Origin of the sequence: Hymenobacter crusticola, from assembly GCF_002154225.1 — a bacterium.
Lineage (GTDB): Bacteria > Bacteroidota > Bacteroidia > Cytophagales > Hymenobacteraceae > Hymenobacter > Hymenobacter crusticola.
The window spans coordinates 183188-208456 of sequence record NZ_MTSE01000001.1 but is presented as its reverse complement, the minus strand read 5'-3'; the positions used below and the strand labels follow the sequence as shown (position 1 = coordinate 208456).

Annotated in this window: 19 protein-coding genes; 14 read left to right on the top strand and 5 right to left on the bottom strand. The window is 54.3% G+C overall.

Annotated elements, in window-relative coordinates:
- Positions 1–6: 6 nt before the first annotated feature.
- Positions 7–1167, bottom strand: a complete 1161-nt coding sequence (locus BXP70_RS00745; protein WP_086592104.1) for a type III polyketide synthase — start codon at positions 1165–1167, stop codon at positions 7–9.
- A gap of 63 nt (positions 1168–1230) precedes the next feature.
- Positions 1231–2355: an NAD(P)/FAD-dependent oxidoreductase gene (locus tag BXP70_RS00740; protein ID WP_317044436.1), complete on the bottom strand. Its 1125-nt coding sequence runs from the start codon at positions 2353–2355 to the stop codon at positions 1231–1233.
- 171 nt (positions 2356–2526) lie between these two features.
- Here BXP70_RS00740 and BXP70_RS00735 point away from each other — a divergent pair, with 171 nt between their 5' ends.
- Complete coding sequence (locus BXP70_RS00735; RefSeq protein WP_086592103.1) at positions 2527–2907, top strand: T9SS type A sorting domain-containing protein; 381 nt, start codon at positions 2527–2529, stop codon at positions 2905–2907.
- Between the two features lie 440 nt (positions 2908–3347).
- On the opposite strand, the gene BXP70_RS00725 is transcribed toward BXP70_RS00735, so the two are convergent.
- Both BXP70_RS00725 and BXP70_RS00720 read right to left on the bottom strand, forming a co-directional pair.
- Positions 3348–6902, bottom strand: a complete 3555-nt coding sequence (locus BXP70_RS00725; protein WP_086592101.1) for a PAS domain S-box protein — start codon at positions 6900–6902, stop codon at positions 3348–3350.
- A gap of 24 nt (positions 6903–6926) precedes the next feature.
- A complete protein-coding gene (locus BXP70_RS00720; protein WP_086592100.1) occupies positions 6927–8303 on the bottom strand; it encodes a sigma-54-dependent transcriptional regulator in 1377 nt (458 codons plus the stop codon).
- An 838-nt stretch (positions 8304–9141) separates the two neighbouring features.
- Between BXP70_RS00720 and BXP70_RS00715 the strand changes: the two genes are divergently transcribed.
- Positions 9142–10848, top strand: a complete 1707-nt coding sequence (locus BXP70_RS00715; protein WP_179197536.1) for a T9SS type A sorting domain-containing protein — start codon at positions 9142–9144, stop codon at positions 10846–10848.
- A gap of 134 nt (positions 10849–10982) precedes the next feature.
- Here BXP70_RS00715 and BXP70_RS00710 read toward each other — a convergent pair whose 3' ends face one another.
- A complete protein-coding gene (locus BXP70_RS00710; protein ID WP_086592098.1) occupies positions 10983–11555 on the bottom strand; it encodes a DUF4468 domain-containing protein in 573 nt (190 codons plus the stop codon).
- Between the two features lie 620 nt (positions 11556–12175).
- Between BXP70_RS00710 and BXP70_RS00705 the strand changes: the two genes are divergently transcribed.
- The 12 genes from BXP70_RS00705 (at position 12176) to BXP70_RS00650 (ending at position 25269) form a co-directional block, all read left to right on the top strand.
- The gene (locus BXP70_RS00705) at positions 12176–12481 is read left to right on the top strand and encodes a hypothetical protein (RefSeq protein ID WP_086592097.1); all 306 of its coding nucleotides are present in this window, start codon (positions 12176–12178) and stop codon (positions 12479–12481) included.
- A 135-nt stretch (positions 12482–12616) separates the two neighbouring features.
- Entirely contained in the window at positions 12617–13468 is an 852-nt protein-coding gene (locus BXP70_RS00700) for a dihydroorotate dehydrogenase (protein WP_086592096.1), read from the top strand.
- 94 nt (positions 13469–13562) lie between these two features.
- Entirely contained in the window at positions 13563–14330 is a 768-nt protein-coding gene (pyrF, locus tag BXP70_RS00695; RefSeq protein WP_086592095.1) for an orotidine-5'-phosphate decarboxylase, read from the top strand.
- The gene (pyrE, locus tag BXP70_RS00690; protein WP_086592094.1) at positions 14323–14931 is read left to right on the top strand and encodes an orotate phosphoribosyltransferase; all 609 of its coding nucleotides are present in this window, start codon (positions 14323–14325) and stop codon (positions 14929–14931) included. Before pyrF ends, pyrE begins: the two co-directional genes overlap by 8 nt.
- Positions 14932–15042: 111 nt before the next feature.
- Positions 15043–18105 carry a phosphoribosylformylglycinamidine synthase subunit PurL gene (locus BXP70_RS00685; RefSeq protein ID WP_086592093.1) on the top strand — a complete coding sequence of 1021 codons (3063 nt, stop codon included), beginning with the start codon at positions 15043–15045 and terminating at the stop codon, positions 18103–18105.
- Between the two features lie 44 nt (positions 18106–18149).
- Positions 18150–19007 (top strand): phosphoribosylformylglycinamidine synthase subunit PurQ, encoded by an 858-nt coding sequence (locus BXP70_RS00680; RefSeq protein WP_086592092.1) that lies wholly within the window; start codon positions 18150–18152, stop codon positions 19005–19007.
- Between the two features lie 45 nt (positions 19008–19052).
- Complete coding sequence (gene purC / locus BXP70_RS00675) at positions 19053–19985, top strand: phosphoribosylaminoimidazolesuccinocarboxamide synthase (RefSeq protein ID WP_086592091.1); 933 nt, start codon at positions 19053–19055, stop codon at positions 19983–19985.
- 105 nt (positions 19986–20090) lie between these two features.
- Complete coding sequence (locus tag BXP70_RS00670; RefSeq protein ID WP_086592090.1) at positions 20091–20564, top strand: DUF6985 domain-containing protein; 474 nt, start codon at positions 20091–20093, stop codon at positions 20562–20564.
- Between the two features lie 36 nt (positions 20565–20600).
- Complete coding sequence (purD, locus tag BXP70_RS00665) at positions 20601–21881, top strand: phosphoribosylamine--glycine ligase (protein WP_218779718.1); 1281 nt, start codon at positions 20601–20603, stop codon at positions 21879–21881.
- Positions 21871–22539 carry a phosphoribosylglycinamide formyltransferase gene (gene purN, locus BXP70_RS00660; protein ID WP_086592089.1) on the top strand — a complete coding sequence of 223 codons (669 nt, stop codon included), beginning with the start codon at positions 21871–21873 and terminating at the stop codon, positions 22537–22539. Before purD ends, purN begins: the two co-directional genes overlap by 11 nt.
- A gap of 1 nt (position 22540) precedes the next feature.
- A complete protein-coding gene (gene purF / locus BXP70_RS00655; protein ID WP_086592088.1) occupies positions 22541–24046 on the top strand; it encodes an amidophosphoribosyltransferase in 1506 nt (501 codons plus the stop codon).
- A gap of 125 nt (positions 24047–24171) precedes the next feature.
- Positions 24172–25269, top strand: a complete 1098-nt coding sequence (locus BXP70_RS00650) for an AIR synthase-related protein (RefSeq protein WP_086592087.1) — start codon at positions 24172–24174, stop codon at positions 25267–25269.

Genomic DNA, 25269 nt, shown 5'->3' with positions numbered 1-25269 from the left:
GTGTTACTAGCCTTGTTCTGCTGCGCTACTCACTACGCTGCCTACTGCCGCGCATTGGCAATACGCCACCGTCAGCAACATGGCCTCTAAAGTCAGGCCTGGCCCGAACGCAAAGCTCAGAACAGGATCTTGGTTGTTGTCGGGAGTAAGGCTTTGCAGCAATTCATGCAAAACAAACAGCACGGTGGCCGACGACATGTTCCCGTATTCGCGCAGCACTTGGTAGGCAAAACGGTTGTCGTGAGCAGTAAGACCTAGCTCTTGCTCAATGGTTTCCAAGATCTTGCGTCCGCCGGGGTGAATGGCAAACGCCCGGATATCAGCCAGCTCCACGGGCAACTTTGCCAGCAAGCCATCGGTTAATTGCCGAATACCACGCTGAATCATGCGCGGCACGTAGGACGACAAAGTCATTTCAAAGCCGAAGTCGTTGATGTGCCACGCCATATCCTTGTGGCCGTCCGGTTCTATTTCGCAATGAAAGGCTGCAAGTGCCAAGCTAGGTCCTTGCGCGACGGGCCGGCTCCGGACCAAAGCCGCCGCCGAACCATCGCCGAATAGCGCGTTCGACACGAGGTGGTCCTCCTCATTGTTTTTCTGAAAGTGGATTGTGCAGAGTTCTGTGCATACAATCAGTACGCAGGCCGTCGGGTCGGCTAGGCAGAAAGCATCCGCTAGCTTCAGCGCATTGAATGCCGCATAACATCCCATAAAGTTGACACAAGTGCGGCGTACTGCTGTTGAGAGACCTAGGGTCGTCACCAACTCGATATCCAGACCGGGTGCATACATCCCCGTGCAGCTTACGGTTATCAGGTGCGTAATGTCGCGCGGCTCAACCTCTGGCACTTGGCGCAAGCAGTCCTCTACGGCCGCCACTGACAGTGGCAAGGCATGCTGCCGGTACACCCCCATGCGTTGGCCGACCGTCGGAAAGGGCTCTAAATCAGGAGTGTTCGGAAAGAAAGTAAAGTCGCCATTCGTGCGTCCGTAATCAGGCAGCACGGAATAGCGCTGACCAATACCCGATACGCGGTACAGGGCTTGCAGCTTGCGCGTATCAGGTGCGTCGAGTTGCAGCGCCGCCGCCATAAAGTCGGCAATCTGAGGCTGAGGAATGAGGTGCGGAGGGGTTGCCGTGCCGATGGCACATAGGAACGTGGTCATTAATCGCAGTATACGCAATTTAACTGGGCAGTGGTCAGAACGCCGGCCCGGTAAAATTTGGTGCTAGAATGGTTGCCCGTGCGTGCGCCGCATGATGGCTTGTACGGCAGCTGGCCAGTGCCGTAAGCCACCCACCACGGCCTCGCTTAGCGTCGGTTGCCCAAACAAGCGTTGCACCAAGCGACCTACGCGCAGCCGCGTGGCAAATTGTTGGTGCCAGTCGTGACGGTAATGCGCCTCCATCGCTACCCGACCTAGGTGGCCCGCCAAAAAGGCGTGGGCGTGATGTGCCACGAGCTGCGCCCCATGAATGGCCATTGCCATACCGTTGCCGCAGAGTGGTGTGATCAGCCCAGCTGCGTCACCGCACATCAACACGTGATTTTCGACGCAAGTCTTTGGCGCGAAGGATATTTCGTTTATCACTTCCGGCTGCGTGTACAAAAACTCTGCTTCTTGCAGAATATGGCGCAGCAGCGGATTACGAGCTAGCACTCGCTCTTCCATCGCCGGTATGGTCCCGTGCGCTTTAAGATTTTGCCGCGTCGTGAGGTAACAGAAGCAAAGCTTGTCGTCTTCGATAGCAGAGATGCCCGCGTAACCATTGGCGAAGTTATGCAGCGCAATCACATCACGTGGGTAGGCTAACCGCAGGTGGTATTTCACTCCTAAGTAAGGTGAGCGTTGTTGAAAAAAAGTGCGCTGAAGCTGCCGGTCTAAGTTGGCGCGCTTGCCATAAGCGCCGAGCACCACGCGCGCCGTAAGCTGGTGCCCGTCGGCTAATTGCACCTGGTGCTGATCTGCAGCAGCCTCAAATGTCACGTCTGTCACGGTCGCCGCCTGATGAAACTGTACCCCGCGCGCTACCGCAAGCTGGTAGAGGTAGTGATCCAGCGAATAGCGGCTCACGCCGAAGCCCCCTAGGTCGAGCGAGGCCGTGAGGGTGCGGCCTCCTGGTGAGCTAAGCAGGAAGCGTGTGAGCTGTGCTGGTGCTAATACGGCGGGGTCGGCGCCAAGTCGCTGCAAGTAGGGGAGCACCTCGTTCGAGACGTACTCGCCACATACCTTGTGAAACGGGAATTTTTTGCGTTCTACTACTGCCACCTGGTGGCCGCGCGCCGCTAAGTCCAAGGCGGCTGTTAGGCCACCTAGGCCCCCGCCGATAATGAGAACGTCCAACTTACGCAAGGTCTTGAAGTAGATAACGGAGTGAATACAAGGAAAAAGCGTCAACTTTCCCAAAGAAGAGTTATATTCAGGAGATTTAATGAATGATTCTCTCTACCTTTGTAAACCTAATTAAGCGGCAGACGTTAAGAACCGTATTCTGCGCGCACTTCTTTACCCTCGCGTATTGCTATGATGAAACGATTACATTTTTTTTGTTTACTTACCGTGTTAACCCTAGGGGCAACACGTAGCAGCGCTCCTGCTGCGCTGGCGCAACCCGTGACCGAAAGGGTCGTGGCTGCTCCGCGGGCGAGCGATGATAAATCAATGCTGGTTTATCCTAACCCAAGCACGGGCATTGTCCATGTAGCTATCAATGGGTTCGAAGGCCGCCGTTTAGAACTCCAAATTCTTAACGTTATTGGCTCGGTTATCTACCGCGAAAACTTAAGCGAGCTAAACGACCGCTATACCAAAACGTTGGATTTGACGAAGTTTTCAGGTGGCTTGTACTATATTAAGATAGCCTCCGATAATACCAGCGAAATGCGTAAGCTAGTTATTCGCTAGGTCGTCTTATCGTCTCAAATTAGAAAGCAGCCAACGGCTGCTTTTTTTATGGGCTATAGTCAAGAAATTAATCAGACCTAGCTGGCTAAAAACAACAGCGCCTTCCGTTGGGAAGGCGCTGTTGAGAAAAAGATATTAACCCTTACTTAGCCATTGTTGGCACGTACCGGCTGAGGCGTCAGCATTGCTTTGATATTATCAACGGTATTGATGGCAAGGAGAGCAGTAGCGACAATCAGTCCAAGGAAAATCAAAAGAGACATCGGAGTAGGTATTAGGAGAAATGAAAAGCCAGCCTCGCTAGCAACCGTGAAGATGACTACAAGATACTGACTACTTTGATAGATTAACTCTGGAAAGAGCAAATGAGTTTAGTATAATTATGTTCTTTTCCAAAAACAGACGCTTATTCGTAGGTACACGCACCAAGCCACACCTACTTAGCTCGGAAACTCCTCCTGCAACTGAGTAATTACTTGCGAAGTGACCTCTCGGATTTTTGCTACGTTATTCTCTACGGTTGCTAGGTCAGCGGGAACCGATTTGCACGCCTCTAGCTGACGAATAGTATCGTGAAGCGGTCGGATCTGCAGGCCGTCGAGGGAGCTTTTCAGATGATGAGCAGCAGCACTTAGCGCTTCCCATTGCTTGCTGGCCAGATGCCTCTCCAGATCCAGCACACAGGGCGGCGTAGTTTGGATGAAAAGTGTTACCAACCGTCGCACAAACGCTTCGTTATTGTGCGTCAAGCGACGAACGCTACTTAAGTCGTACAAAGGTTCTGTTGGTTCCTGCATTGGCGCGTCGGCTTGAGGTTGTATCACTGGCGGACGCTCGTGCAAGGCCGTTGCAATAACCCGGAACAGTTCTTCTTCGCGGAATGGCTTGGACAAATAGCCGTCTAGGCCCGCTGCGCGGTACCGCTCGTTTTCGCCGGGCATCGCATGGGCCGTAAGAGCAATGACTGGCGTAGCGGCCCGTTCGGGGTCGGGGTGCTGGCGCAGTAGGTTAGTCGTTGCAACCCCATCTAGCCCTGGCATCTGGATATCCATAAGCACAACGTCGTAGCTGTGTTGCTGAAATAAGGCAATGGCCTCTTGTCCGGTACTGGCGGTATCCACCTGCAAGCCCCAGTTCCGAAGGATTACTTCTACCAGCATCTGGTTGATGCGGTTATCCTCGGTGAGAAGGACGCGACGGGCCCCTAGGCTTTGGTAGTGCGGCTCCGGCAAAGAAGAGGCCGCGGGCGGCGCATCAGCCGAAGCACGAGCGAAGGGCAAATTGAAGCGGAAGGTACTCCCTTCATTCGGGGTGCTTTCTGCTGTAATCGCGCCACCTAGCAGTTCTACTAAGCCACGCGAGATACTTAAGCCCAGACCGGAGCCGCCATATTCACGAGCGGTGCTCTCGGAAGCTTGTGTGAAGGCTTCAAATACATTTTTGAGTTGATGCGCCGGAATGCCAATGCCCGTATCCCGCACGCTGAACTCAAAGTGCATTTCCTCTTCCGATTCGGTCAGTAAGCGGCTAGTAAGCCACACGGCGCCTTCATTGGTGAATTTGACGGCATTGCTGAGCAAGTTGAGCAAAATCTGTCGTAGCCGGTAAGGGTCTCCTATCACCAATGTTGGTACGTGCGCAGGAGGCTCTTCTAATTGGAGGCTAATTCCTTTCTCGGTAGCACGGGGTTGTAGCGAGTGTAAGCTAGCTTGCAGCACCTCCCGTAGGTCGAACTGCGTTGCTTCCGGCTGAATTTTACCTGCGCCGAGTTGTGCCATCGCCAAGATATCATTGATGACTACCAACAAGTTCTCGGCGGAATGGCGAATATGGTCGAGGTATTGGCTTTGCTGTTCGTTGAGAGTTGTTTTGGCTAAGAGCGAAGCTAGGCCTAACACCCCGTTCATGGGCGTGCGAATTTCGTGGCTCATATTGGCCAAAAAAGCCTGCTTGGCATTCGCATTTTCCTCAGCAGCTTCCTTTGCTTCTTGTAGTGCCGTCTGGGCCTGCTTTAGCTCAGTGATGTTGCTGGAAACACCGAGTACCTGAACCGTTCCATCGGCTAGCTCAAAGGGCCTCCTAATGCTATAAAACCACATCACTTCCCCATTGGGACGAGTGAAGCTTTCCTCGCGCACCACCTCGTCGCCTGTTGTAATCACCTGCCGGTCATATTGCAAGTGATGGGCGGCCTGCTCCGGATCGATAGGAAGCTGCGACGGATTCGTTCGGATAATTTCGGCCGTAGTCAAACCAAATAGATCCGCAGTGGCGCGGTTGGCGAGCAAATAGTTGCCTTGTTCATCCTTCAGATAAACTAAGTGAGGCGTTGTGTCAATCACCTGCCGAAACAGGTGGTTTTGTTCCGCTAAGCGCCGGTTGGCGGCGCGGCGCTGTTCGTCGGCCGTTTTCCACTTAGTTATATCCTCTGCAACCCCAATTACTTGCTGTACCACGCCATGGTCATCGCGTTCAAACGGAGAATGCGTCAATCGTATCCACCGCACAAAGCCACTCCGGTGGATGATATAAACTTCAATAGTGAGAATCTCGCCGTCGGCTAGCTTGTGCAGCTCCCGCATGTGCCGCTCAATTCGTCGTACCTCCGACGCCGGAAACAACTGCGCCAGCATGCTCGGGCCCATTCGCTGAAGCTCGTTTTCCGTGTAGCCAAACAGACTATAGGCTTGTCGGTTGCTGTACACCATGCTGAACGTATTCAGGTCGTAGATGTAGATCATGTTGGGTGCCGTGTTGGCAATCCGCTCTACAAACAAACGACTCTGGCGCAAGGCTAGCTCGGTAGTACGCTGCTGGGTTATATCTTGGGCACTAGCTACAATTTGTTTCACCCGGCCATCCGGATGGCGAGTGAACACAGTGCTCATAGAGCGAAACCATTTGTGCGTCCCGTCGCGGTGCCGGAGCCGGTACTCCACCGTCACTATCTGACTGTCCGAAAGGTGCGTTAGCTCAACAGATTGTTGAGGCAGCAGATGACGGTCTTCCACCACCACGAGTTGCACTAGGGCAACAGAGTCCATTGCCATTAGCTCAGACTCCGAGTAGCCAAGCAGATGATAACATTGCTGATTGGCATAAGTAATACGCTGCTCCTCTAGGTCGTACAAGAGTACCAGAATTGGAACAGTATCATTGATGCGAGCGACAAATAGTTGGCTGCGCAGTAAGTCTGCCTCCGCGTTTCGCCGTGCAGTAATATCCGTTAGGTACACGTTCGCACTTTCTTGCAGCGGTACAACCGTCCAGAGATAAAAGCGGCTTGCTAATTGGCGCTCTGAGGTGCGTGGCTGCCGATCGGCTAAGGCCTGCGCTATTTCCCGCAGCAAATGTTCTTGACAAGCCGCCTCCGCTGGGTCAGCTAGGTCGGCCAGAACACTCTCGGCGGCTGGGTTGGCGTATAGTGCTTGCCCAGTTCGGTTGAAATGAACGATTGGATAAGGGCTTTGCTCGGCTAAACGCGAAAGCTCCTGAACCCGTTGTTGCGTTTGCTGCTGCTGCGTTACGTTCTCAAAGCTCCATAAGTGCAGCGTTGTTTGTCCGTCTTGTACAACCGGCAAGTAGTCACACTGCAGCACTTTGCCGTCCGAGAGCGTGGCAATCATCCCAGTCATTCTGGTTTGATTATAAACGGCAGATTGTAGCTGCGCCCGCACTTTCCGGGCATCACAGAATTTAATAGTTGTTTGGTCAAAAAGCGCGTTGTACGGTTCGCCTACGTAGCGTTCTGGGCGCTCAGTTAAGCCAAATAAGCTGCACAAACGTTCGTTTACCAGCGCTACAGTGTAGTGCTGCGTAAGTGCTATCACGGCTGTACTCATCGTCTGGAACAAGGCCGATGCCTGACGAGCCGCCGCTACATTCTGCTCATGTATTTGTTCGCGTAGCCCGCGTAGCTCATCTTTCGCCGCTGCTTGCGCTCGGCGTGCCCATTGCAGTTGCCTCTGCAGATGTCGTATAGCGATAGAACTCATCTCGTGGTACGGAAGACTGGATGATCAGCGAATGCGGACCTCGTTGTTTTGTACCATACGGTAAATAGTGGACTTGCCGATCTGCAACTTGGCCGCTACTTGTAAGATATTTCCCTTGTGCGCATCGAGGTAACGCTGGACAATATTCGCGGTTTGTGCCCGAAGCGACTCATCCTGTGGCGTATCTTCAGTGCCGTTAGGAGTAGCCGCAGTATTCTGCCTTCGTAATGAAAGGCTCTGCGGGTAAATAACATCACCCTCCGTCAGTACCGCAGCTAATTCAACTACCGCTTTCAGTTCGCGGATGTTACCGGGAAAGGGATACTGGAGTAAGAGTTTCTTCGACTCGTCTGCTAGCTTGCAAGCCACCAGGTTATTCTGCGCGCAAAAATCTTGTAGAAAAGACTCTGCAAGCAGTAGCACATCATGCCCGCGCTCACGCAGGGGGGGGAGTATAATGGGCAAGCCTAATAGCCTGTAATACAAATCTTCGCGGAATCGCCCTTGCTGTACTTCCTGTGCTAAATCCCGGTGCGTTGCGACCATCAGGCGGGCATCGAACGGCACAGGCGCAGTACCGCCTACACGACTAACTTCGCGTTCTTGTATCACACGCAACAGTTTAGCCTGGAGGCTCAAATCAAGCTCAGCAATTTCATCTAAGAAGAGCGTACCTTTATGGGCTTCCTCAAACCGGCCAATTCGCCGGTTGACGGCCCCTGTAAAAGCACCCTTTTCATGGCCAAAAAGCTCGCTCTCCAATAACTCGCGCGGAATAGCGGCTACGTTAACAGCTACAAAAGCATAGTCGCGCCGCTCCGATTGGAAGTGGATTGCTTTGGCCACCAATTCTTTCCCAGTGCCAGTCTCTCCGCTTATTGAAACAGTGATATTGGTGCGTGCTGCTTTCTCGATTAGAGAAGCCAAGTGCCGCATTTGCGGGCTGTTACCCAGAATAGCGTGTTTTGGGTCGTATTTACGGCCGATTTGCTCACGTAAACGAGCATTCTCTTGGCGTAAGGCTAGCTGCTTACGAACGTTTCCGACGGCGTTCCAGAGCCGGTCAGCTGTCTCCTCATCCTTAACCAGGTAGTCGTAGGCCCCTTGCCGCAATAAGCCAATGGCGGTGGTAATATCTTCCTGACCAGAAATAATGATAACTGCAACTTCTGGCAATCGCTCTTTAATCTGCCGGAAAACCTGGTCGCCTTTACCATCAGGGAGGGAATAGTCAAGCGTAATCAGATCAGGCTGATCCCCTAGGTTGGCTAAGCACTCTTTCGCCGTTGTGAAACGCCGAATGGTGTAATCTGGGTTCTGAGCTAGTTTGTACTCCAGCAATTCACCGTACCAAGGGTTATCCTCGACGATGAATATAGTGATAGGTAAATAATTAGTCATACAATAACAACAAGCCAGTAGAAGATATCCTATTCAGGTAACTACGAGAGCTGGCGGAGTGCCGCCTCGCAGAATAGTACTACTTCTGCTGAGAGTAAGCAATAGGGTGTGAGAAGGCGTAAAAGAAGAGCGTTTCTATGCGAGTATAAGAGGGAAAAACTGGCTTACCAAACTTTCCCAAAATAGCACTGATAGTCCAAGAATGGGATGGTTTTTATGACGTGGTGTAATTATAACATCTTGATATTAAAACATATAAGTTGATTTTTTGCATGTGGTAAGGCAATTGTACTTATGCCAGAAAATAGTTTTCCAATGTAAAATACGTTTGATCCTAATGTCTTGCCCCGCCCGCTTCTACTTAGTGACCTTGCGTCACCTCACCTGTCTGTTGATCCTTCTGTTTTGTAATTACAAAACTAGCGCTCAAAACCCTGACGTTATCTACGCCACAAAGGTAGTGAGTGTAGATGAAAGAAAGTGCGGTGCTATCTTCTGTAGCGATGGTTTCGAGAATGCAGCTGCGCTAGCTACCCTTGATAAAGGCGATTATACTACACTATATCCATCCGCTGCAGGCGCTTCTACTAAGGTAAGGGTACAGCTTTCGAGCATTGTGCCAACTGGTTCGCGGGCCGGATTTGTACTGAGCAACAACAACAAAAGTCTTATTGACCTTTCCGTCCTCAATGGTTTCGTTGTTAGAACTTATGATCAGGGGGGAAGTGGAAGCGCGGCAGTCAAACAATATGTTACGAATAGCAGCTTGGTACGGGCTCAGGCGTTTGGTAATGATCCGAGCCGCATGGAGTTTATTGCAACTCAGCCATTTCAAGAAATGGAAATTGAGTTTGTGGGTCTACTCACAGTGGCTACGCAATTCCGGCTTTATTACGCTTTCGGATTTCGGGACAACAACTCGACTCTACAATACAACGGTGTGCTGACCAAGATAGCTGCGCCACTTTCGACTGACTACAGCACCCAAAGCCGGAACTCTAGCACACTGGAGGTCTGCGTAAACTCAGGAGTGCTAAATCCAGAAAGAGCCGTCGATAATACGCTAGACAACTATGCTACTTTCGGTAGTCTAGCTGGAGTGGCTTGCCCAGCTACCTTGAATACTCGCCTAGCTAGCCCTGCTGGTACTAATTACCAAGCTGGCTTCGTAGTTGGAAATGGAGGCTTGTTAGACCTCAATGTGCTTAAGTCGCTTAAGATTACAACGTACCTAGGTAACGTAGCACAGGAGAGCTCATTAAATGGGAACCTATTAGAGGTTAACGTGCTGCCAGATGGCAAGTACCAGATTAGCTTCCCCGCTACCAAGCCCTTCGATCGAGTCGAACTGCAACAAACCGATTTGGTGAAAGCCCTATCTAACCTGAACGTGTATTATGGCTTTGGCATTGAGCAGCGGGCATTCCGCGACGACACGCCGGTGCTATCGAAGTTTGAGGACCCTGCTGGGAAATTTGAAACCGGAAGTACCACTGTACTATGCGTAAACTGTTCCCCTAAAGACGTAATTAACCCTGGCCTGGCCGTTGATAATCTGAATGACAATTACGCCGAGATAAACTCTCTCCTGAATATAGGAGGAACAACAAGCTTAAAACTGAAGCTAAACAATCAGTATGCTTCGGGTAAAGCGGGCAACCGTGCTGGAATGGTACTGAATTATGGTAATGGGTTACTTAACAATGATTTACTAAAGAATATTACGCTAAAAACTTATGCTGGTGCTGACGGCAGTAAGTTGGTTGAAACGGCTAGTGGCGCTGCTTTACTGGACCTAGGTCTGCTGAATAATGGGAAAAGCGAAGTCTCTTTCCTTACAACCCAGGATTTCGATTGGGTAGAAATCCAACTGAGCAATGTTGCTTCACTAGCCGAAAGAACGCAGATCTATCAAGCCTTTGCCGAAGATGCTCGTATCGGCTTTCCTACAAACTTAGCCGCTCCAGCTGCTCCATTGCCAGTCGAGTTGCTATCGTTCAAAGGCAAAATCGTAGGTACTGCCGTGCAGTTGACTTGGGCAACAGCTTCGGAGCGCGATAACGATTATTTCGTAATAGAGCGAGCTACTACCGCTAGCTCAAGTTTTACCCCGATTGGGCGAGTAGCAGGTGCTGGCAATAACACTAATGGGCAAGCCTACAGCTTCCGGGATACGGAAGCAGCTTCGACGAACGCAACGAGCTATTACCGTTTGCGACAAGTAGATGTGGATGGCCGAGAAACTCTCTCGCCTGTAGTAGCCGTGATATGGGGAAAAGTACCCGTATCAGCTAAAATCGACCTATATCCAAATCCGGCCACAACAGCGCAGCCTGTACAACTACGGCTGCCAGTAACGCAAGCACACGGACAAGTAGTGATGGTATACAGTGCAAACGGACAGGTAGTGAGACAATACCCAGTGTCAGTAGGAGAATTTACCCTGCCCACCACCAAGCTTTCCGCTGGTTTGTATCACGTTGTTCTGCTCGATGCTGCCGGCCAACACTTAGCTACCCAGCGACTACTTCTAACTAGCAACTAAACTTATCTATAGCTATCCTACGTGTTTATCCTTTGTGAATGAGAAAGCCCCGTTGTGCAGGTCAACGGGGCTTTTCGCATTATACCTAGGTTGGAAAGAGAGGCAGACCTGAGCAAGCAATAAGGCTGATTCGACTAATGCTCGGTTGCTGGAAGACCGACAGTACCCTCTTCTGTAACGGGGGTATTGTTCATATAAGAGCGAAAGCTGAGGGCAACTTCACTAGCTAGAGAGTTAGCTTGCGCTGTCACCCGTCGTGCATTGTGCGTCTTCGGGTCATTGTGATCGGCAGTGAGTTGAGTGATATATTCTTCCAAAGACTTTGTCTCTACTGTTTTGCCGGTTGTGGTTACTATTTTGAAGTTGGTGACTCGGTAATCGTATCCTTGTGAAGTAGTCTTGAAAATAAAATCAAAGTAAACCACCATCGGTTGCTCCTTGCCACTTACAGTTACTGGCGTAACCTTGCTTGTACCAGTTACGCGTACTTCATGTGCGCTAGCATCCGGTTTGAAAGCAGTTTTCGGCAGTTTGGTGAAATGATTTTCAGCCCAGTCAAGCGCCCGTAAGTACAAAGTGGCTGTTGTATTGTCGTTGCTGACCTGCTCGATAGATTCAATAGACGCTACTGGTTCGCTCTGGCCATGAGCTGGGGCCGTTAGTGCTAATAAGCCGCCAAATAAGAATCCTAGTACTACTTTCTTCATACGCCTGTTAATGTGGTGTTTGGCTCTGAGCTAAACGAAACGAAATTACTAGTGGTACTTTATTGACTATTAACAAGTGCGTTATGCTTTTTATAATAAATAAGAAGCGCTTGATATCGGTCACTAGTAGAAGAATATATTAATTTAGATAGGATATAAAAGAATAGTAGGTACTGTGTGATAGTGTGTGGACGTTGATTTTATGTACTATTCTTATGGGATATATTTCATGATGTATAATATAGCTAGCGTAGTCTGCAAATTAATTATGATAAGGTGTATAACATAACGCCTTTATTAATTCTCTTGACTTATGCAATTATTTAGCAATCAGTAATATATGTTATAGAACGCTCAACGCTACTAATTGACAACAACAAATAGGCTGCCAAACCGGATTGACGATTCGCTAACATAAAATTAACACCCCATGTTACCGAATTGTAAATTAGTCAGTACCTTTGCGCCATGCTTCAGCTAATTAACCAACATGCAATGAAGCGCGGGGCGTTGAGAAACACTGTCTTGCGAGAAGACCGGAAGGTCTTTTTCCCCGTTGGTTCTTCTGTTTTTTCGGCTTCTGTTCCGTTTACCGCTTCGGGTTCCGTAGCGGTTTTTTTGTGTCCGGCCGAATCGGTCGCGGCGAGTTCCTAGTGCTTTCAATCTTCATTTATCACCAGGCCAACCCAACCGATATGATGCAAGACAACGCCAGACTCGCTCAACAAATTTTGGTTGCTGCTCTCGCTGCTGTTCGTAATGTGGACCTAAGCGCGAATCCTTGCCGCATGACCATCATCAAAGGATGGGGTGCCATGTTCCGCGGTGCTCGCAAGCACGTGGAAGCGGAAAGTTTTGTGGCTATCCACAACATGCCCCGCATCGTAGGGGTAACGGGTGCCTGCGAAAACACGGGCATCCTCTAAGTTGCTGACTACAAAAGCGCCCAGTGAAAGCCGGGCGTTCTTGCTTTTTAAGAGAGTGTCATTTCATCCCTACTCACCTAGTCTTTAGACGAGAGAGAACAAAGGCTAGGGTTAGAAATTCAAACTGTTTACGCTATGCAACTGGGAACACGCATTTTACAGAACCCCATCTGCCTGGCAGCCGCGTCGTGGCAGCTTGATGGGACGGGGTATGAGCAATTGGGCGCCATCTTCACGCGCACCGTTACCATGGAGCCCAAGCCGGGGCTCTACGAAGAAGGTATTTGGCAAGTAGCCGACCAAACGCTGCTGAACGCCACTAACATGCGCACCGAAAGCGCAGAGATATTGGTGAATGAGCATTTGCCAAACCTGTGCCGCTACGGCGTACCAGTGTTAGTGAGCATCACGGCGCCCGGCATTCCGGGGTTTCGCAAAATCGCGCGCTTCCTGAAGCGTGAAGCCGGCGACCAAATTGCCGGGGTGGAAGTTTACATCACCACCCACGACACAAGCAAAGGCTACGAATTGAACGCCAAGTTCGTGCGGGAAGCGACGCAGGCCGTGCGCAACGAGCTAGGTCGCGATGCCGCGGTGGTCGTGAAACTGCCCCCGTGGCCGGAGCATATCCGCAGCCTAGCTATCGGTGCCCAAGAAGGCGGTGCTTCGGCGCTGGCTGCCACCAACACCCTAAAAGCCTTGCACCTACCCGACGATGCTACGGGCGATGTACTAGCAGGCGGCTTATCGGGAGAGGCGCTGCGGCCGGTGGCGCTTCGCTGCGTGTACGAGCTAGCCCACGACGAACGGGTGGCCTTGCCTATTTTTGGGACGGGCGGTATCTTCACGGCGGGGCATGTTACCGATTACCTGCGGGTAGGTGCCAGCGCGGTGCAAATTGCCAGCGGCGAATGGCTGGAGCCCGGCTTGTCGGCTCGCCTCGCCTCGGAGTGCGCTCACTTAAAGCCTAGCGCAGTAAAGTTGTAAATTCAGAAGTACGGCCTTCGCGCCGCTTGAGTAACTCTGTTAACTGTCGCCCAGCGACACGCAAAACCTAGGTTTTGCTTACCACCCAAGTTCTATGGAAAAACTCATTCAACGTGTTCAGCAAGCCGACTCCTTGGTTTGTGTGGGCTTGGACCCCATCGGAGCGGACGACCAGGTGCTAGCGCGCCTGCACGAAGTAATCGACCAAACAGCCCCGTACGTAGCGGCTTTCAAGCCCAACCTAGCTTTTTTCCTGTCGCGGCCCGATGGCGTGAACTTGCTGCGCATTGTGATTGATCGGGTGCCGAAGGATATACCCGTGATTTTGGATGGTAAGTTCGGCGACATCGCCAATACGGCCGAGCACTACGCCCGCTTTGCCTACGAAGTGGTAGGAGCGGATGCCGTAACGGTGAACCCGTACATGGGCGACGATGCCATCGTACCGTTTGCTCAGCCGGGCAAGATGGTGTTCGTTTTGGCGAAGACCTCCAACAAACCAACCCATTCCTTGCAAGACGTGGCCCTGACCCGTGGCGGCTACCTCAGCGACCTAGCCGCCGGTGTGGCCAAGGAGCTAGACAATCAGCACCACAACATTGGGCTGGTAGTAGGCGCTACGAACCCCGAGGCCCTTGCCCGCGTGCGTCAAGCCTGCCCCGACCAGTGGTTCCTGATACCCGGCATCGGGGCCCAAGGCGGCGACCTAGCTTCTACACTCCAAGCTGGATTGCGGCCTGATGGGCTCGGTGTTCTTATCAATTCTTCGCGGGCTATTTGGCAGGCGGCTGATGCCGGTGCTGCCGCCCGCGAACTACAGCAACAAATCAATTCGTATCGTCCTGCCGTCATCAATGCCTAACTCTCAAGTCGAAGCAAATTCTTTGGAAAGCCAACTGGTGCAGGAAGACGCCCTGCTACGCGGGCATTTCCGCCTTTCTTCTGGTCTGCACTCCGATACTTACGTGCAGTGTGCCCGCTTCCTGCGTCGCCCCGACCTAGCTGCTCCGGCAGCCGCTACGCTGGCCGCGCAGATCCGCGAAGCCGGCTTGCAGCCCGATACGGTGGTGGGCCCAGCCATGGGTGGCGTCGTGATTGGGTATGAGCTAGCTCGGCAGCTCGGCGTGCCCGGCATCTTCACCGAACGCGACGATACGGGGCAGATGACCCTACGCCGTGGCTTCACGGTGCAGCCCGGCGAGCGAATTATTATTGCCGAAGACGTGGTGACTACGGGCAAGAGTACCAACGAAGTAGCGCGGTTGCTGACGAGCCTCGGGGCGGAAATTTTGGCCGTTGCAAGTTTAATTGACCGCACGGGTGGGAAAGCTGAGCTAAGTTTTCCGAACTTTGCACTGCTGCCGGTCACGGCGGCCACCTACGCACCCGATGATTGCCCGCTGTGTCGGGCAGGTATTCCGGTGGTGAAACCCGGCAGTCGGCCGGAGAAAGCGTTTTCTTAAACCTACCTAGCTTGTCGGTTAGGCAAGGCATTCTTGGTCCTGTTCCCGCGCCATATATATATAAGGAGTGGGAAACGAGCTGGGAAATAGCAAACCTTACATCTTTTCCTTTTGGAAAACATACTTCGTTCTATTCAGCTACTGCTCAAACCCGGCGTTCACGACGGGGAAGGCCAGCGAGTAGCTGAGGCGGCTCGCCGCCATTTGGGTCTGCGCACCGGCCGGGTGCAAAGCACGGCCGTGTACTCAGTGCGCTACCCCGTCACGGACCAACAGCTGCACGATTTTGCCACGCGCTGCCTCCAAGACCCTGTGCTACACGACGTAGCCTTGGATGAACTACGACACGAACCCGCGTTCAAGAGTTACATTCTGGTGGCTAAACTGCCCGGCGTAACCGACGACGAGGGCATATCGGCGCAGAACGCCCTAGGCGACTTCCTCAACCAGCCGCTCGACACGCACACCCAGCATATCTTTAGTAAGCGCCTGTACTTTCTGGAGCAAGAACTGCCGGAAAGTAGTCTGCGCCGCCTCGCCGAGGAACTGCTAGGCAACAAGCTGATCAACCGATTCGAAGTCGGCCCCATTTCCCAGATCCGCGACTACACGCCGCGCCCGGGTGGTGGGGCCGAGTCTATTACGAATCTAGTGTCGCTGACGGGCCTTTCCGATGAGGCGCTTGTGCAGCTCTCGAAAGAAAATCTGTACGCGCTGAACCTAGAGGAAATGCAGGCGGTGCGTGCCTACTATGCCGCGCCCGAAACGCAGCAAGAGCGTCAAGCCGCCGGCCTGCCCATCGACCCGACTGACTGTGAGTTGGAAATCGTGGCGCAGACGTGGTCGGAGCACTGCAAGCACAAGGAGTTCAGCGCCGTTATCAAGTACAAGGACCTAGGTACGGGCGAGGAGAAGGAAATTGACTCCTTGTTTAAGACTTACATTAAGAACGCCACCGCCGAAGTTGACCGCCAACTCCGCGCCAACGGCAACGACTGGTTGATCAAGGTGTTCAGCGACAACGCGGGCGCCGTGCGCATCAACCCTGAGTCGTTGTTTGTGTGGAAGGTCGAGACGCACAACTCGCCTTCCGCCATCGACCCATACGGCGGGGCCATTACCGGCATCCTAGGCAATAACCGCGACCCGCTGGCTACCGGCATCGGCGGCGCGCAACTCCTATTTAATACGAACGTGCTGTGTTTCGGCAACCCCGAGTTCAATGGCACGCTGCTCACGAACCAGTTGCACCCGCGCCGCATCTTCGAAGGGGTGCGCAAGGGTATTGAAGACGGCGGTAACAAGTCGGGTATCCCGACGGTGAACGGCGCCATCATTTTCGATGACCGCTACGCCGGCAAGCCGCTGGTGTACTGTGGCACCGGCGCCGTGATGCCCATGCAACTGGCCGGACTAGACTCGTGGGAAAAGAAGATTGACGCTGAGGACCGTATCATCATGGCTGGGGGCCGGGTGGGCAAAGATGGCATCCACGGCGCCACGTTTTCTTCCATTGAGCTTGACGAAACCTCACCGGCTACGGCCGTGCAGATCGGTTCGCCGATTACGCAGAAGCTAGCCATGGACTTCCTGATGATTGCCACGCGCCGCGGCCTCATTAAGTGCAGCACCGACAATGGCGCGGGCGGCTTGTCGTCGTCTATCGGCGAGCTAGCTACCATCAGCGGCGGCGCCGTAGTAGAGCTGGAGAAAGTACCGCTCAAATACCCAGGGCTGCGGCCGTGGGAAATCTTTGTTTCGGAGTCGCAAGAGCGCTTTTCGTTGGCCGTGGAGCCGAGCAAGCTTGAAGAGCTGCTAGCCCTAGGTCGCGAGATGGAAGTGGAACTGACCGACATCGGCTACTTCACCGCAGACGGCTTCCTCGACGTACGTTTCGACGGCGCACCGGTGGCTCACCTGAACATGGATTTCCTCCACGACGGCGTGCCGCGCAAAACGCTCGAAGCCGAGTGGCAAGCGCCACAAGCGCAAGAGCCGCAACTGGCTGCTGACCTCGACTACACCGACGTGCTAACGCGTCTGCTCGGCAGCCTGAATATTTGCTCCCGCGAGTCGGTCATTCGCCAGTACGACCACGAGGTGAAAGGCCGCACGATCATCAAGCCGTTGATGGGCGCAACCGGACAGGCGCCGCAAGATGCCGCCGTGGTGCGCTTCAACTTCGAGAGCTGGGAAGGCGTGGCCGTGAGCAACGGCATTCTGCCCCGCTTCGGCGACCTAGATGCCTACCACATGTCAGCCGGCGCTTTTGATGAGGCGGTGCGACAGATCATTTCGGTGGGAGGGAAGCTGCCGAACCTAGCCCCTGGCGACAATATCTTCTGGTCGGTGAACGACAACTTCTGCGTTCCTGACTCGGTGTATGACGCTGCTAGCAACCCCGATGGTAAGCAGAAGCTAGCCAAGCTGGTGCGCATGTGCGAAGCCCTGCGCGACGCTACGGCCGCTTACTGCATTCCGCTCACCAGCGGCAAGGACAGCATGAAGAACGACTTCAAGGCCGACGGCGTGAAAATATCGGTGCCCCCCACGGTGCTGTATTCCATGACCGCCAAGATTGAGGACGTGCGCCACACCATTACCTCCGACTTCAAGCAAGCCGACGATGTGGTGTATCTGCTGGGCGAAACCTACGACGAGCTAGGTGGCTCTGAGTTCTACCAGCTGTTCGGCGAGCTAGGTGCCAATGTGCCCCAAGTGCGTTTCGAGCAAGCCAAGGAACTCTACACCCTCATCGGTCAAGCCAACGACCAAGCCCTCATCCAATCGTGCCACGACCTAAGCGACGGCGGCCTAGCCGTGGCGCTAGCGGAGGCTACGTTTGGTTACGGTTTCGGGGCTGAGGTGGAGCTGAAAGGCGAATTGAGCCTAGCGACGCAACTGTTCTCGGAGTCGCATTCGCGCTTCGTGGCCACAGTAGCGCCGGAAGATGTGGTGGCGTTTGAGCAACACTTCGGCGCTCGGGCTACCCGCCTCGGTGTGGTAACGGCTGATGGCCAGCTGACGGTGAAGCAAGCCGGGCAGACAGTTATTTCGGCCGCTACTGCTGACCTGCGGCACACGTGGAGCAATGGCCCAGTGAACCAAGTGATTGGCTTGGGGCATGATGCTTTGCGCAACACGAACGAAAGCTCAACGGGAGGTCTAGGCTAAAACGTACAAACAGCGCACAAGCCTAGCTTAGCGCTTCGGAAACTATGGTGCAAGCACTCATTTTAACAGGTTTCGGCATCAACTGCGAAGAGGAATTCGCGGCGGCCTACCGCTTGGCGGGCGCTGAGGCGACGATCGTGCACCTGAACCAGGTGCTGCTCGGTCACGTCAGCATCCACGATTACGACATTCTGAACTTCCCCGGCGGCTTCAGCTTCGGCGACGACCTAGGTTCGGGCGTGGTGCTGGCCAATAAGCTGCGCTACCGTCAAACGCCTAGTGGCCGCACCCTGCTCGACGACATCAAGGAGTTCATCGCCAATGGCAAGTTCGTGATGGGCATTTGCAACGGCTTCCAGGTACTCGTGAAGCTAGGTCTGCTCCCAAATTTGAGCGGCAATGTGACGCCCGAAGTGACGCTCACGCACAACGCCTCAGGTCGTTACGAAGACCGTTGGGTGCGCCTGAAGGTAAACCCGAACGCGCATACGCCCTTCCTGAAAGGCATCGACACGATGGAAGTGCCGGTGCGCCACGGCGAAGGCCGCTTGGTTATCTCGGGCGCCGACACCCTAGCCCAGATTCAAGACAAAGCCCTGAACTGCCTCACTTACATCGGCTACGACGACTCGCCCACCGACGTGTACCCGCACAACCCCAACGGTGCCGACCTGAACTGCGCCGGCCTGACCGACCCAACCGGCCAGGTATTCGGACTGATGCCGCACCCGGAGGCGTTCCTTTCCTTGTACAACCACCCCGATTGGGCTCGGCGCAAACGCCTAAACCGTGGCATCAGCGAGGAAGGCGACGGCCTAAAGCTGTTCCGCAACATCGTGGAGCACGTGCAAGGCCAGCGCGCCGAAGCTGTACCCCAAGAAGCAAGTCAGTTTTTATCGTAACACCCCTGTAACCCGCCGGCACAACTCCGACTGACTACCGCCCCTATGAACACCCTCAACCAGTTCGACACCCCTCAGCTCCAGCTTCTGCACCGAGGCAAAGTGCGCGATTCGCTTCGCGCCCCCAACGGCGAGCGTCTCATCGTCGTGACCGACCGTCTGTCGGCTTTCGACTCGGTGCTGGAAACGCCGATAGCTTACAAAGGTGCCGTGCTCAATGGCTTAGCTAATTTCTGGTTTGAGAAAACCAAGCACATCATCCCCAACCATGTGATTGAGTTGGTGGATGCCAACGCCATGCTGGTGAAAGAAGCCGAGCCGATTCGAGTGGAAATGGTGGTGCGGGCTTACCTCACCGGCTCGATGTGGCGCGGCTACCAAGCCGGGCAACGCACCTTCTCCGGCGTAACCGTGCCCGATGGGATGACCAAGCACCAGCCCTTCCCTGAATTCATCCTGACGCCCACCACCAAAGAGGAATCGGACCGCGAAATCACGCCCGAAAACCTGGTGAGCGAAGGTTGGGTAAGCCAAGAGCTGTACGACCAAATGGCTGAGAAAGCCCTAGCCCTCTTCAAAGTAGGCTCGGACCTGCTGAAGGAGAAAGGCATCATCCTGGTAGACACCAAGTATGAGTTTGGCCTGCTCAACGGCGAGCTGATCCTGATTGACGAAATCCACACACCGGATTCGTCCCGCTTTTGGTCGGCCGAAGACTACGCCAAGAACCCCGAGACGGCCGAGCAGATGGACAAGGAGTACGTGCGGCAGTGGCTGATTGCCAACAAGCAAGACGGCAAATACCCTCGCGCCCTTACGCCGGAAGTTTCGGCCGAAGCTAGCCGCCGCTACCTCGATATCTACGAGCGAATCGTAGGCAGCCCGCTCCCGGCCAGTTCTGAACTGACACCTGACGGTGACGTAACCGCTCGCCTCGTGGGCAATCTGGTGCGTGCTGGCTTGATGACGCCGAGCTAGCCATGAACCTGAACTCGTCAGTAACTATGCAGAGCGGCACGCCCAGCTAGCCGCCGTTCGCTCCGATAACGTCGCCCAAGCCATTTAGATCTAAGTGTAGTTAAGATGCTTAACTGGAAAGAGACACTGCGCTTTAGTGAATTCGAAGGACTAACGGCCACTGTGCTGTTAGACTTTCTTCGTAGAAAAGAGCCTGTGAGCATCTCTTTTGGTGAGTACGGCGACATGACAGAACTCACTTCTGAGGCCGAAGCCGCTACAGAAATCTTACTGCAACGACTCCCGGACTTAGAACAGATCGTTGCCAGCACTGCATTTGAACACTATCAAAATGTGAGTAGAGAATTCAAACGCATCTATGGCGAGAAAGTAGAAATTCCTTTTGCAGCAGACGCTGCGGCATTGTTACCATTCTATCAACTTCAAAGGATCTATTTACCGGAAGACTCAGAAGAAGGCCGATTTGGGCTTGGGTTCGAGTGCGAATGGGAAATAGAACACGGGTTTGGTATCCAGTTCCGCAACTGGAAAATCGTAGAGGTAGGCGGCGATGCGGAAGCCTTTTCTTTCTATGACTAACACAGTTGTTGCTTGCTGACTTATTAAAACAAAACATTGACCATTACCAAAAATATCGTCCTCCTAGGCTCTGGTGCCCGCGAACACGCCCTAGCTTGCAAGCTGACGCGCGACGGCGGCACCGTGCACGTGCTACCCGGCAACGCGGGCATTCCAGGCAGCAACCCTAGCATCAGCGCCACCGACTTCCCAGCCATTCAGCAGTTTTGCGAAGCCAACGACGTGAAGCTGATCGTCGTGGGGCCAGAAGCACCGCTGGCGGCTGGTGTTGTCGATTTCTTCGCCGGCTCCGACATTAAAGTGTTTGGGCCCGATAAGCAAGGAGCCATATTAGAGAGCTCCAAGATTTGGTCGAAGGAATTTATGCGTCGGCACGGCGTAGCTACGGCGCAAGCCTGGCAGTACCGCAGCGACCAAATGGAAGAGGCGCAAGCCAAAGCCACCGAGCTAGGTGGGCACGTAGTGGTGAAGTACGACGGCTTAGCGGCGGGCAAAGGCGTGTACGTCTGCTCGTCGGTGGAGGAAGCGGAAGAGGCCTTGCGCGACTTACAGGCCCAGCACACCGGCTGGTTTTCGTTTCTACTGGAAGAAAAGCTCACGGGACCTGAAATCAGCATCATCGGCATTACTGATAGTGTAGCGATTCGGCTGCTAGCGCCTTCGCAGGATCACAAGCAGCTGCTGGCCGGCGACCTAGGCCCGAACACCGGTGGCATGGGCGCCTACTGCCCCGTGCCCTTCGCTGACGACAACGTGCTGGCTGCCATCCGCACCAACATCGTAGATCCTACCCTGCGTGGCCTTCAGAATGAGCCTTTTGACTTCAAAGGGTTCATCTACTTCGGTATTATGCTCACGCCAAACGGGCCGAAGCTGCTGGAATACAACGTCCGTCTCGGTGACCCGGAAGCGGAAGTGCTGTTACCGGCTATGGCGAGCAGCCTGTTAGAGTTGATTGAAGCAACCTTAGATGGTACCCTCAACCAAACAGTAGTTCGGCAAAAGCCCGGCTATTTCGTGGGGGTGGTGCTAGCTTCGGGTGGGTACCCAGCGTCGGGTTTCCCGACGGGCTTTACCATCAAAGGCTTAAATGAGCTGCACCCAGCTACGCTGGTGTATCATGGGGCCACACGGCACCAAGACGGCCAGTTGGTAACGAACGGCGGACGCGTGATGGTGCTGGCGGCGCATGGCACCAGCCTAGAAGCGGCTATCCAGCACGTGTACGACGAGTGCGCCGTGGTTTCTTTCCAAGACATGTACTACCGCACGGACATTGGCCGTCGGCCAACACCTAGCCTTGCCAATGCCTACTAATGCTCCCGTAAGTCGCAAGCAGCGCCTGGCTATTCTGCTGTCGGGCCGGGGCTCCAACATGGTGGCTTTGGTCAACGCCGTACAAAATGGCGTGCTGCGCGAACTTGCGGAGGTGGCCGTGGTGTTCAGCAACCATCCGGAGGCGCCGGGCCTTGCCACGGCGGCGAGCCTAGGTTGCCCTACGGCTAGCTTGTCGTCGCAAGGGCGCAAGCGGGCGGAGTTTGATGCAGAGGTGGTCGAATTATTGCGGGGCTATCAGCCTGATTACCTGATACTCGCCGGGTATATGCGTATCTTGTCTTCTGTCTTCATTCGGGCGTTTGCTGGGCGGATTCTCAATATTCATCCGGCCGATACACACCAGCACCAAGGCTTACACGCGTACGAGTGGGCTTTTGAAAACCAATTGCCCGAAACCAAAATAACCGTTCATCTCGTGGATGAAGGTCTCGACACCGGTCCGGTGCTGGCCCAGCGTCCCGTTGATTTGCGCGGTGCGAATACCCTGGCGGAAGTAGAGCGACGCGGCCTAGCCGTGGAGCACGAACTATACGCCGACACTTTGGCCCGTCTGATAACGGGTCAGCTTCCTTCTCAAACAACTCCCGGCCACCAGGTACCTGTAGCGGAGAACTGGCAACCGGCAACTGATAACTGATATGTGCGGAATTGTTGGTTTCTACGGTCCTGATGACGTCGTCCACGATATCGTGTTCGGCCTCACCGCCCTACAACACCGTGGGCAGGATGCTGCCGGCATTGCCACCTTCAACGGTAACTTCCACTTGCACAAAGGCAACGGACTCATCAACGATGTGTTCAAGCCCAAGCATGTAAAGAAGCTAAAAGGAAACATCGGAATTGGCCACGCGCGCTACACCACGCAGGGCTCCAACGATGCCGACCTAGCCCAGCCCTTCACCACGAGCTACCCGTTTGGCCTAGCCATGGTGCACAACGGCAACGTCATCAACTTCCGCGACGCGGCCAAGCGTCTGCATGATAAGTACCACGTATTGCCCAAAACGAGCAACGACCTGGAGCTGATCATGTACACCTTCGCCTCGGAGCTACGCATCAAAGACCTCGACCACCTCTCGGTAATCGATATTTTTGATGCCGTTGAGACGACGCAAGAGTTGGTAAAAGGAGCTTACGCGACCATCACCATGATTGCCGGGCACGGCCTACTGGCCTTCAACGACCCCTTGGGTATTCGCCCACTAGTACTCGGCCGCCGCGATACGCCTGACGGCCCGATCTACGCGTTTTCCTCCGAGTCCACGTGCTTCGACTACCTAGGTTTCGAGTTTATCAAGAACGTGGGGCCGGGACAGGCGGTGTTCATTGATAAGAACTTCCAGGTTCACTACAAGAACCCGTACAATCTGCCGAAAGCCTTCTGCGTATTCGAGCATATCTACTTCGCCCGCGAAGACTCGACCATCCACGGTCGGTTGGTGGCCCGCGAACGGGTGCGCCTAGGTAAGCTACTGGCGCGCAGAGTGATGGAAGCGGGTCTGGAGCCTGATATGGTAATTGACGTGCCTTCGTCGGGCTACTTTGCTGCCTCCGGCCTGGCCGAAGCCATTGGCGTCCCGTACCGGCGTGCTCTCGTGAAAAATAACCACATGGGCCGCTCGTTTATCGTGAGCAGCCAGGCGGGCCGGGAAGATGTGGTGAAGAAAAAACTCAACCCTATCCGGGCGTTTGTGGAAGGCAAGAAGATTGCCGTGGTCGACGACAGCATTGTGCGGGGCACTACCTCGCGCCGCATCGTGCGCATCTTGCGCGAGGCCGGGGCCAAGGAGGTATACTTCATCTCGTCGGCACCACCCATCGTGAGCCCGTGCATCTACGGAATCGATATGGCCATGAGCACGGAGTTGATTGCGGCTAACCACACGGAAGAAGAAATCTGCCGCTACATTGAGGCCGACCGCGTGATCTATCAGTCGCTGGAAGATTTGCAGGAGCTTTTCAGTGAAGATCGGGGCCACGGTGGTAGCTGCTTTGCTTGCTTCTCGGGCAAGTACCCAACGGGCGACGTGAGCCGTTACCTGCGCCATATTCAGGAGGAGCGCCAAAGCCACCGCGGCAAGAAAAACCGTGCAGAGGCTACTACGTCGGTAAGCGCCAAGGCTCCTGCTGCCACGGAACACTAAGTAAAGAAGCTAAGAGTCGGAAGCTAGGAGCTAGAAGTCCTTTTTACTGACGTAAGTGTCTTACACTCTTAGCTTCTTGCCGTTCTCTCCTAGCTCCTAGTGCTTAACTACTAGTTCTTTTTTGCATGTCCTCCTCAGAAAAACCCGCCGGCTACGACATCGACCTCGGCAACGAATGTTCGCGTAATGCCTACGCTTGGTCCAAGAAAACCTTCGCTAACCGTGCCGGTAAGCCTGGTGAGCCAGCGCAGGACCTCGACGGCGGCTTCGCAAACGAAATCCGCTTCGGTAACGCCCGTCTTGGTATCAGCTCCGACGGTATTGGCACCAAAATCGAAGTGGCCGAGCGCGTGGGCAAGTACGACACCCTAGGCTATGACCTAGTGGCCATGACCGCCGACGACCTCATCGTGGGGGGCTTCGTGCCTACCAACCTCTCCAACATCATCGACGTGAACACGCTCGACTACGGCGTCATTGACGAGCTGATGCATGGTCTGCACGACGCCTGCAACTTCTCGGGTATTGCCATTACCGGCGGTGAAATAGCGGAGCTAGGTAACCGCATTGGTGGCTGGCACGGGGCGCGCATGAACTTCAACTGGTGCTCGACGGCTATTGGCAGCTTGCACCCTAGCTTGGAGAAACCGCTCAGCGGCGCAACCGTGCAAGCGGGCCAAGCGGTGGTTGCGCTCCGTTCGCCATCGTTCCGTTCCAATGGCTTCTCGCTGGCGCGCCGCACGTTGCAAAACCTCTTCGGCGATGCGTGGCACCAAGCTAGCTACGACGGCGCCGATGCCACCGAAATGGGTCACACCTGGGGCGAAGCGCTGCTCGCGCCGTCGCTCATTTACTCGCCCGGCGTAACCGGCGTACTCGATGCAGGTTTGCCGCTGCATGCCGCCGCGCACATCACCGGCGGAGGCATTGCCGATAACTTCAAACGTGTGTTGAAAAACGGCGTAGGGGCAGAATTAGATAACCTGTTCGAGCCGCTGCCCGCCATGCAGCGCCTCACCGAGCTAGCTGGCATCACGCCTGCCGACGCGTACCTCTATTGGAACATGGGCAACGGCATGCTGCTCGTAACCGACGAAGCCGCCGCAGATGCTGTTGTGGCGAAGCTGCAAGAAGGTGGCTACCAGGCGCAAGTAGCGGGCCGCATCACCGCCGAGTCGGGCATTCGGCTAAAGGTGGGGGCTGGCGAATTGAGCTACGAGTAG

What these genes read in the sequence shown, in the direction of transcription:
- BXP70_RS00745 (WP_086592104.1), bottom strand. Translation starts at nt 1,167, where the DNA reads ATGACCACGTTCCTATGTGCCATCGGCACGGCAACCCCTCCGCACCTC.
- BXP70_RS00735 (WP_086592103.1), top strand. Translation starts at nt 2,527, where the DNA reads ATGATGAAACGATTACATTTTTTTTGTTTACTTACCGTGTTAACCCTA.
- BXP70_RS00725 (WP_086592101.1), bottom strand. Translation starts at nt 6,902, where the DNA reads ATGAGTTCTATCGCTATACGACATCTGCAGAGGCAACTGCAATGGGCA.
- BXP70_RS00720 (WP_086592100.1), bottom strand. Translation starts at nt 8,303, where the DNA reads ATGACTAATTATTTACCTATCACTATATTCATCGTCGAGGATAACCCT.
- BXP70_RS00715 (WP_179197536.1), top strand. Translation starts at nt 9,142, where the DNA reads ATGGAAATTGAGTTTGTGGGTCTACTCACAGTGGCTACGCAATTCCGG.
- BXP70_RS00710 (WP_086592098.1), bottom strand. Translation starts at nt 11,555, where the DNA reads ATGAAGAAAGTAGTACTAGGATTCTTATTTGGCGGCTTATTAGCACTA.
- BXP70_RS00700 (WP_086592096.1), top strand. Translation starts at nt 12,617, where the DNA reads ATGCAACTGGGAACACGCATTTTACAGAACCCCATCTGCCTGGCAGCC.
- pyrF (WP_086592095.1), top strand. Translation starts at nt 13,563, where the DNA reads ATGGAAAAACTCATTCAACGTGTTCAGCAAGCCGACTCCTTGGTTTGT.
- pyrE (WP_086592094.1), top strand. Translation starts at nt 14,323, where the DNA reads ATGCCTAACTCTCAAGTCGAAGCAAATTCTTTGGAAAGCCAACTGGTG.
- BXP70_RS00680 (WP_086592092.1), top strand. Translation starts at nt 18,150, where the DNA reads ATGGTGCAAGCACTCATTTTAACAGGTTTCGGCATCAACTGCGAAGAG.
- purC (WP_086592091.1), top strand. Translation starts at nt 19,053, where the DNA reads ATGAACACCCTCAACCAGTTCGACACCCCTCAGCTCCAGCTTCTGCAC.
- BXP70_RS00670 (WP_086592090.1), top strand. Translation starts at nt 20,091, where the DNA reads ATGCTTAACTGGAAAGAGACACTGCGCTTTAGTGAATTCGAAGGACTA.
- purN (WP_086592089.1), top strand. Translation starts at nt 21,871, where the DNA reads ATGCCTACTAATGCTCCCGTAAGTCGCAAGCAGCGCCTGGCTATTCTG.
- purF (WP_086592088.1), top strand. Translation starts at nt 22,541, where the DNA reads ATGTGCGGAATTGTTGGTTTCTACGGTCCTGATGACGTCGTCCACGAT.
- BXP70_RS00650 (WP_086592087.1), top strand. Translation starts at nt 24,172, where the DNA reads ATGTCCTCCTCAGAAAAACCCGCCGGCTACGACATCGACCTCGGCAAC.